The organism is Gracilibacillus halophilus YIM-C55.5 (assembly GCF_000359605.1).
Classification (GTDB): domain Bacteria; phylum Bacillota; class Bacilli; order Bacillales; family Amphibacillaceae; genus Gracilibacillus; species Gracilibacillus halophilus.
Genome location: NZ_APML01000094.1, coordinates 1 through 7953, shown reverse-complemented (window position 1 = coordinate 7953; position 7953 = coordinate 1). Strand labels below are relative to the sequence as shown.

Annotated in this window: 8 protein-coding genes and 1 pseudogene; 1 reads left to right on the top strand and 8 read right to left on the bottom strand. The window is 38.5% G+C overall.

The genetic code is table 11. The annotated features are described in order from the left end of the window. Positions 1 to 721 precede the first annotated feature (721 nt). A complete protein-coding gene (locus tag J416_RS14760) occupies positions 722 to 1042 on the top strand; it encodes a hypothetical protein (RefSeq protein WP_156809606.1) in 321 nt (106 codons plus the stop codon). A 244-nt stretch (positions 1043 to 1286) separates the two neighbouring features. Here the strand turns inward: J416_RS14760 and J416_RS14755 are convergent, their stop codons facing one another. The 8 genes and pseudogenes from J416_RS14755 to J416_RS15215 all read right to left on the bottom strand — a co-directional run bounded on the left by J416_RS14755 (position 1287) and on the right by J416_RS15215 (position 7889). Continuing rightward, positions 1287 to 1916, bottom strand: coding sequence for an IucA/IucC family C-terminal-domain containing protein (locus tag J416_RS14755; protein ID WP_003475157.1), 630 nt, complete (start codon positions 1914 to 1916; stop codon positions 1287 to 1289). Next, positions 1916 to 2844: pseudogene (locus J416_RS14750) on the bottom strand (FecCD family ABC transporter permease). Before J416_RS14750 ends, J416_RS14755 begins: the two are co-directional and overlap by 1 nt. Positions 2845 to 2951: 107 nt before the next feature. Beyond that, positions 2952 to 3965, bottom strand: a complete 1014-nt coding sequence (locus J416_RS14745; protein WP_003475156.1) for a FecCD family ABC transporter permease — start codon at positions 3963 to 3965, stop codon at positions 2952 to 2954. Positions 3966 to 4234: 269 nt separating this feature from the next. Next, on the bottom strand, positions 4235 to 5227 hold the full coding sequence (locus J416_RS14740; protein ID WP_003475155.1) for an ABC transporter substrate-binding protein: 993 nt from the start codon (positions 5225 to 5227) through the stop codon (positions 4235 to 4237). 159 nt (positions 5228 to 5386) lie between these two features. After that, positions 5387 to 5938: an NUDIX hydrolase gene (locus J416_RS14735; protein WP_003475154.1), complete on the bottom strand. Its 552-nt coding sequence runs from the start codon at positions 5936 to 5938 to the stop codon at positions 5387 to 5389. Then, the gene (locus J416_RS14730; RefSeq protein WP_003475152.1) at positions 5935 to 6438 is read right to left on the bottom strand and encodes a DUF1189 family protein; all 504 of its coding nucleotides are present in this window, start codon (positions 6436 to 6438) and stop codon (positions 5935 to 5937) included. Before J416_RS14730 ends, J416_RS14735 begins: the two co-directional genes overlap by 4 nt. A gap of 9 nt (positions 6439 to 6447) precedes the next feature. Continuing rightward, on the bottom strand, positions 6448 to 6909 hold the full coding sequence (locus tag J416_RS14725) for a flavin reductase family protein (RefSeq protein WP_003475148.1): 462 nt from the start codon (positions 6907 to 6909) through the stop codon (positions 6448 to 6450). 605 nt (positions 6910 to 7514) lie between these two features. Continuing rightward, positions 7515 to 7889 (bottom strand): DUF4064 domain-containing protein, encoded by a 375-nt coding sequence (locus J416_RS15215; protein WP_169331775.1) that lies wholly within the window; start codon positions 7887 to 7889, stop codon positions 7515 to 7517. Between the last annotated feature and the right edge of the window lie 64 nt (positions 7890 to 7953).

The following is a 7953-nucleotide window of genomic DNA, read 5'->3' as shown; positions in this document are numbered from 1 at the left end:
GGGGTCTTCGGCTCGTGCTGTTCCCGCAGGCGTCATCGCCTACGAGCTCATCATAATATGTGTCAAATAGCAACAACCTTTTAGAAAACAGCGATTTTTTTAATCGAACGATAGGAATTTGAGTTATGAATGGATAGACTTAAACAAACTCGTGCTTATCTGGACCAAGAAACGTAGAAATTATTGCGTGTAAGAGCTAGGTGGTAAAATGAAATATTTCTTGAAATTAAACGCTATCAGTATTCTATATGCTCTAATGATTTTTATTCCAGTTCAACTGGTGATGAATGTTTATAGAATAAGTAGGCTAACAAGTTGGGAAATTGGCACGATAATTAGTTTAACAGGTGTTATTCTTCTAATTGAAGTAACTGTTGGCACAATAATGCTTTATAGCTTAACAAAAAAATGGCTAAATGGACGAAAAGCAAACCTGTGGACTGTCATTTTATGGATACCTTATTTTGTATTTTTTATTTATATTTTTGCATCTCTGTTCCCAATAACTTATGGTGGTGATTCCCCAAACCCCGCGTCTAGTCTTTTAATAATCGGAGGATTGATAGTGTATCCGTTCTATATACTCATTCTTAATTTCTTGAATATGACATTTGTTAAGACCTCTTAATAACGAAGCGGTCATATTTTATCTGGACTAAGAAACGTAACACTGATTGCGTGTAAGGGGAAGGATGATTCTGTGAGGAAGGGAGATGTTAAAATGAGTGTGGCACTTGTTGTCGTTGGCGTGATCGTAATCATTATTAGTGTCATATCTGGACTGTCTACTGGCGCTTTATTTGGCTTTTTCATTTGGTTAACGGGTGGAGTTTCCGTAAGCTTGATATTATTTGCGTTTTCTCAAATCATAGAGAATCAGCTAAACATTTTATACCAATTACAAGTACAAAATCGGTTTACGAGACAGCTTCATAAAGCATCCATACAATGTCCAAATTGCGACTATGAATATGATGATACACTGACATCATGTCCAAATTGTGGACATAGAGAGCAGAGTAAACTCTCGAAAATAAGATAAAAACATCAATAACAAGAATAAAACATAAAATCAGCAAGATATATTGGGAAGGAGCGGTTTATCGTGTTGCGATTTATTGATGATCTAGCAGGTGCTTTATATGATATTTTAAAATTTATTATAAGGTCGATTTCTTATTTACTTGCAGGGATGATCATTGTTGCAATTCCAATGTATTTGATAGTTTGGGTGTTCAGTTTTTTTAGTAATCATCATCCATTTTAATTAGCGACGAATGAATCAATCAATGACCTACATCCTTTAATGGACAAACCAGACAATAAGGCATTTCTTTTTCCTTTTCCAATTTATAAAAGTAGCAACACGTTTTCCGTTTGTGTTGTTCTGATAAGTCAGTGATAGGAGCAAGATAAGACTGAATCGGATGTTTGTTTTCATGAAAAATGTCTGGATGTAAACCCCGTAATTCTTTTGCTAATTCGAAAATTCGTTCACGAGATGAAGGGTATTGTTCGAGTGCTTTACGAAAATATGAATTCAACCGTACCGCAATGTTTTCCCATAATATATGTTTAGGTACATTTGTTGTCCGATGAAGAGCATGTAATACGAAAGTTAAATGATCGGCAAAAAGGCTTTTCCATGCTTCTTGTCGTGTCGTTGTTTCCGTAATGGATGCCGTTTCAACAGTCAACGTTAGTTCTGTTGTTAATGTACAAGCGTGTGTGGGGATCGAATACGCTTTTTCCTCTAAAATCATAGGATCTAAAACCCAAGGAAGAAGTAGTTGCGCATATCTTTTCATAGTCATAGAAGCTGCAACTTTTACATTCGGTGCATGGATTCTTTCCTGTTGATGTTTTAAAAAAGCTAAGTTCGAAGATGGCTCTGATAGAGACGGAGTGGCAATCATTATCGTATCCCCTCTCGATTTTTGTATAGTAAATAAATGAAAAAAGGAGCTCCTATGCCAGCAGTGAAGACACCGACTGGAATATCAGAAGGTAAAAAAGCCGTACGGGCCACAATATCTGAAGACATGACCATTAAAGCGCCGATTAATGCTGATCCGAATACAAGATTACCAAAAGAACGGTGAAGCAGAAGTCTAGCAATGTGGGGAGCAATTAAACCGACAAACGCAATCCCGCCTGCAAATGAAACGGCACTTCCAGCCAGACCGACACTTAACATGAGTAAAATCAAACGATAAAATTGTACGCGTACGCCAACTCCAGTGGCTAAATCATCGCCCAGTTGTTTCGCGTTGACAATTCCTGTTAGAAATAAAGGTATGATGAGTAATACAAGCGTAATCGGAACTAGTATCATAATTTCTTCCCAATTGGCTCCATATAAACTACCTGTTAACCATAAGTATATTTTACTAGCAACGGTCGCTTCACTGGATACCATAAATATCGTTACTACAGCATCGGTTAAAGCAGAAATAGCAATACCAATCAAAATCAGTCGCATCGGTGTGACACCATTATTCCATGAGAGAAGATAAATAAGTGCAGTGATGATCGCCGCGCAATAATCGATGATAAAGGTTGCCAATGAATACTTACTTCACCCAAGAAATATACCATAAAAAGAACTGTCCCTACGGATGCACCGCCAGTCACACCGACGATATCAGGTGCCCCTAGTGGATTACGAATGATAAGCTGTAAAATAAGTCCGGAAACACCGAGTGCTGCTCCGACAACAGCGCCCATTACTACACGAGGCATGCGTAACTCATTGAGAACAAAAGAATGTTCACTTTCCATAAATAGTTCTTTAATAACAGATGATAGAGGAATATAATTACTACCAGCTGATAGACTAACCATAAACACGCCAAGCGTTAATATAGCGAGAAGAATGAGCAGAAGGAACGATTGTTTATGAATTTGAATCGAAAACGTACCTGTTTTGTTGCGTAACGTAAAATGCTTACTCATGATTTTTTCATTCCTTTTCTTGCTACGTAAATAAAAAATGGTACCCCGATGATAGCTGTCATTACACCAATAGGCATTTCTTGAGGCGCAATAATCAACCTTGCGATAATATCAGACAGAAGCAGAAGAATGGCGCCAAATAGGCCGCTTAGTGGAATGCCCCATTGATAATTTGGTCCAGCAATCCCTTTGGCAATGTGTGGAACGACTAAACCAATAAAACCAATTGATCCAGCGATAGCAACTGATCCACCTGCTAAAACAATGATAACCAATCCTGAAAGTAACTTGACAAGTAACGTGTTCTGACCGAGATTTTTAGCAACATCTTCACCAGACATCAAAATATTTAATGGCTTTCCCATAAAAAAAGCAATGAATGTACCAACAGTGATATAAGGGAGCACGGGAAGAAGCATATCCATGTCTCTTCCTGCTACAGAACCAGAAAGCCAAAAAAGTACACTTTGCATTCCTTGTTCATCTAAAACGAGCATTCCTTGTGTAAAAGAAGTGAATAGAGCACTAATCGCTGCACCCGCAAGGACTAAACGTATGGGCGCGAGACCAGTTGTCCCCACAGAGCCTAATAAATATACAAAAACACCAGCAATGCCAGCTCCTATAAAGCCAATCCACATATATTGACTTAATGAATCAACGGATAAAAAAGTTGCCGCAAAGACAATAAAAAATAAGGCACCTGCATTGACGCCAAAAATATCAGGAGCGGCTAAGGGATTACGAGAAATGGCTTGCATGATCATACCAGCAATCGCTAAAGTAGCACCGATTACGATGGCAATAAGCGTTCGCGTGACGCGAGAGGAGCGAACAATGACATGATTGGTAATGCTTGGATCATACTGAAAAAAAGCATCCCAAACCGTAGCAGTAGAGATAGATATTTTTCCTAACGTTAGACTGAATAAGATTGTAATGGCTAATAACAACATAGCGCTTGCTAAAAAGATCCATCTTATATATGCATGTGTCATAAATAATTTCAATTTCTATCTCTCCATAAAAGAGGCTGGGACAAAAGAGTGATTTGACAAGAAAAACCGAACATGAATGTCCGAGTGCACATGACGCTTTGGCAAAATACGTCGCTTTCCCTTGGGCACGGCTTTAGCTAACTGTGTGAAGAAGAACTCTTCACACAGTGGATCTTCAGCTTGTGCTTTCCCACAGGAGTCGCCGTATTTTGCCTACGCTTCATATAGATTTGCATTCTTGTTCTTACTATTTGGTGATTTTATACGGTCCCAGTCTCATGTTATTTCTCTAAATCGTAATGTTCGTATAGTTCATCTACCATTAAGTTAGCGGCGTTGATTCCGCCACCCATGTTCCATATCACTTGATCGACTCGATATACTTGATCGTTTTTCACTGCGTCAAGGTTTTCCCAAAGTGGATGATTGGTCCATTCATTATACGTTTCTTCAACAGCAGGATCATCCCCCATAAAGACAAAGAAAACATCTGCATTCATCTCCGTGATACTTTCCTTATCGGTGAGCTTAATTCCCCACTCGTCGCCTTGTTGATTTTCTGGACGCTCGAAACCAGCTTCACGCAAAATAGAACCTGCAAAGCTATCAAAGTAGATACGTGCATGGTCACTTCGGAAATTAAGTAGTGCTACATTTTGTGGCCATTTATCTCCAAGTTCATTTTCAGCTTTTGTATTAAAGTCTTCCACGCGGTTATTCCAATTGTTAAGAATTTCATCTGCTCGGTCTTGTTTATTGAATGCTTGTCCCATTAACTCCACGGTTCCTTTGAAATCATAGAGCGTTTCAATGGCGATTGTCGGTGCGATCTGGTCTAATTTTTCATAAATGTCTTCGTGTCTCGTTTTTGAAGCAAAAATGACATCAGGGTCAAGTGAAGCGATCTCTTCTAAGTTCGGTTGTGTTTCTTGTCCAACAATAGTGGTCCCTTCTAGGTCGTCACGAAGGTATTCATAAATAGGTGTTTCTACCCAAGATTCAACAATTCCTACAGGTTCTATTCCAAATGATGTAATCGTATCTGTTGCTCCTTGATATAAGGTAACCACTTTTTCAGGAGTACCTTCTATTTCTGTTGTCCCCATCGAATGTTCAATCGTGATGGTTTCTTCTGTTTCTTCTTCATTGGAAGCTTGATCAGATTCATTTTCACCATTTTCTGAAGAATCGGTCGAATCTCCGCAAGCAACGAGAAAGATAAATAGTACAAAAGCGCTCAGGATAGCGCCTGTCTTTGATAATAAGCGATACATATCAATTCCTCCTACACAATATATACATATGAAATTGAGAATCATTTTCACTGATGACAGTTTACTTTTATTTGTTGTCATTGTCAATAAAATTTTCATACTTTTATGATAATGGAAGAATTTTAATGTTATCTGTAACACGAAGAACCGATGTCCGGTTTAGGAATCGGTTCTTCGGTTAGGAAGGCTGAGGTATTTCGCCCAACAAGCTAATCCTGCACCATGCTTGAAGTGATCGTTTTCAATGAGATGATAAAATTCATGGGTATCGCAAAGTCGTACATCAATATCTTCTGTCATTTCTAACGATTGTTCCATTTCTTTTGTCGCATCTTTCGCTAAAAAGAGGTGGATTCTTTCTGTCGTTGAACCTGGGGAAGGGTAAAAGTCACCTAATGCTTGCCATTTCGTTGCTTGATATCCTGTTTCTTCTAGTAACTCTCGTTGAGCCGCTTGTAATGGCGTTTCTTCATCATCAATCATACCCGCTGGAAATTCCAGTTCCCACGTATCGAACGCATGTCGGTATTGATGAAGGACGATAATCTCCCCCTTCGTCGTCATTGCTAGCACGCAAACACCATCTCGGAATTCAATATACGAATAATTTTTCGTTTCTTGATTGGCGAGGACGATTTCATCAATGGTTATCTTAAATCGATCAACTTGTGTCGTATGTGATGAAGCGACTTTCCATGAGTGATCGCTCATAATTTTTTCTCCCTTCTGTTGGTACGTTTTTTTGGATAATGTGAAATCATACGAATGATCGTATAGAAAAAAATGCAAGATGCAAACACACCGACGAATCCATCGGGAACAGAAAGTAATGTTAACAGTTGATACACACATAAAGGAATGGTTAATGCAAAACCAGTCATTTTCCATAATTGCTGGTAAATCAAGTTTCTTCCTAACCCAATACTCACTCCCCAAGACACAAGGGCGACTAGCGATATACTCGTCACCACGAGAAATAGCATAAAAAAAGGATAAAACAGAATAATCTGTAATAAATATTGGCTAAAGGAAAAGGGAGATGTCGAAACATCAAAATGAGCGATCATCATGACTACATTCGGCAAAAATAGTAAAAAATAGAGTGAAAATAAATAAACAAGTGTATCGCGCATACTGACACGGTTTAATTGAAATAATGCTTGTTTGTTTGGGAGCTTGAGACTATTACGGAATTGCTTTATGATCGACATCTTCTCACCTTACTCGTCTTTTAATGTGTGATATTGGCTGTTGTAATAGATGATTGGTTTTCCTTCATTAAGTTTTATGTCGTCGACTTCTGCGATTAATAATAAATGATCGCCCGCTTCTACGCGATTGACGACGGTACAGGCGAGTGTCGTTAACGCATGGTTGATCACGGGTATTTGATCTAATTCGGTGAAGTCATGAAAAGGTTGATCGACTTGTTTAGCAAAAATTTGTGAGATGTCCTTTTGCTCTTCTCGTAACATACTGACACCGAAGCGCTCGATTTTGTCTGCATTTTGATAGAGATTGGTCTTTTGGTCTAAAGAAATGGTGATCAGTTGCGGATCGAGTGAAACGGACATAAAAGCATTCACTGTCATGCCGTGAATTTGTTGATCAAATTCTGTGGTGACAATCGTAATGCCTGTTGCAAAATGGCTCATCGCTTTTCTAAATGATTGATTACTCATATATATAAATCCTCCTGTAAAACATATACCATGTAAATGAGAAATTTTCTCAATCTATTTTAACATATTTTACAGCAGAATTTGTGCTGGCTGATTGAAAAAAGACTGAAAAGTAGGAGTATAGTCAAATTGTTGAAAAACTTTTGATTTGGTAGGAAATGCGTTAAACAGCGGCAAGTGAAGTAGCTGTTAGCCTCGAAAAAGTGGATACGCGTCAAACAGAGGGAGGGGAAGCAGCTGTTAGCCTCGAAAAAGTGGATACGCGTCAAACAGAGGCAAGAGAAGCAGCTGTTAGCCTCGAAAAACTGGATACGGGTTAAACAGAGGCAAGTGAAGTAGCTGTTAGCCTCGAATAAGTGGATATGCGTCAAACAGAGGGAAGAGGAAGTAACTGTTAGCCTCGAATAAGTGGATACGGGTCAAACAGAGACAAGTGAAGCAGCTGTTAGCATCGAAAAATAAAATATTGCGCATTTTCCAAGAAATCCTCGCACCATCAATTGGTAATTTTCTAAAAATTGGCGCATTGCTGTTAAAATCACCTCAAGCGGAAAAAAACAACCCAAATGTTAACTGATCAACATCTGCTAACATTTGGGGATTGATTAAACATGCTTTGATGTCAGTCTTTTGCTAGCAGGATTCTTTGCCAAGCACATAATCCCTGAAATGATAAATAGGACAGACTGTATAATTGTCGCTCCTAATGTGAGTATTAGCATCACTATACTTGTTGCGACTAATACAATTCCGGATGTTTTTGGCTTATCTTTTAACAAGATGAGAGCAATGACGCCGAAAATGAACCCAACCAGATGAATTGCGACGACAAACCATGCATACCATGGTACAAACTTTGTAGACAACATTTCAGGAAATTGAAAGTTGAAAAAGGCCATAAATGTGACCAAAAGAATAATTATAAGTAACTGAAGTGCAAGAGCGATAATCCCCAAAGTTATTTCCGCAGTACGTTTCAAACTCGTATCTCCTCCCTCAATACAAAAATTATTTCTTAGAATGACGACGTTTCTTTGATTTTTT

Bases quoted from the DNA above. Each gene is read 5' to 3' on its own strand.
- J416_RS14735 (WP_003475154.1), bottom strand. From the start codon at position 5,938: ATGAGCGATCACTCATGGAAAGTCGCTTCATCACATACGACACAAGTT.
- J416_RS14740 (WP_003475155.1), bottom strand. From the start codon at position 5,227: ATGTATCGCTTATTATCAAAGACAGGCGCTATCCTGAGCGCTTTTGTA.
- J416_RS14760 (WP_156809606.1), top strand. From the start codon at position 722: ATGAGTGTGGCACTTGTTGTCGTTGGCGTGATCGTAATCATTATTAGT.
- J416_RS14755 (WP_003475157.1), bottom strand. From the start codon at position 1,916: ATGATTGCCACTCCGTCTCTATCAGAGCCATCTTCGAACTTAGCTTTT.
- J416_RS14725 (WP_003475148.1), bottom strand. From the start codon at position 6,909: ATGAGTAATCAATCATTTAGAAAAGCGATGAGCCATTTTGCAACAGGC.
- J416_RS14730 (WP_003475152.1), bottom strand. From the start codon at position 6,438: ATGTCGATCATAAAGCAATTCCGTAATAGTCTCAAGCTCCCAAACAAA.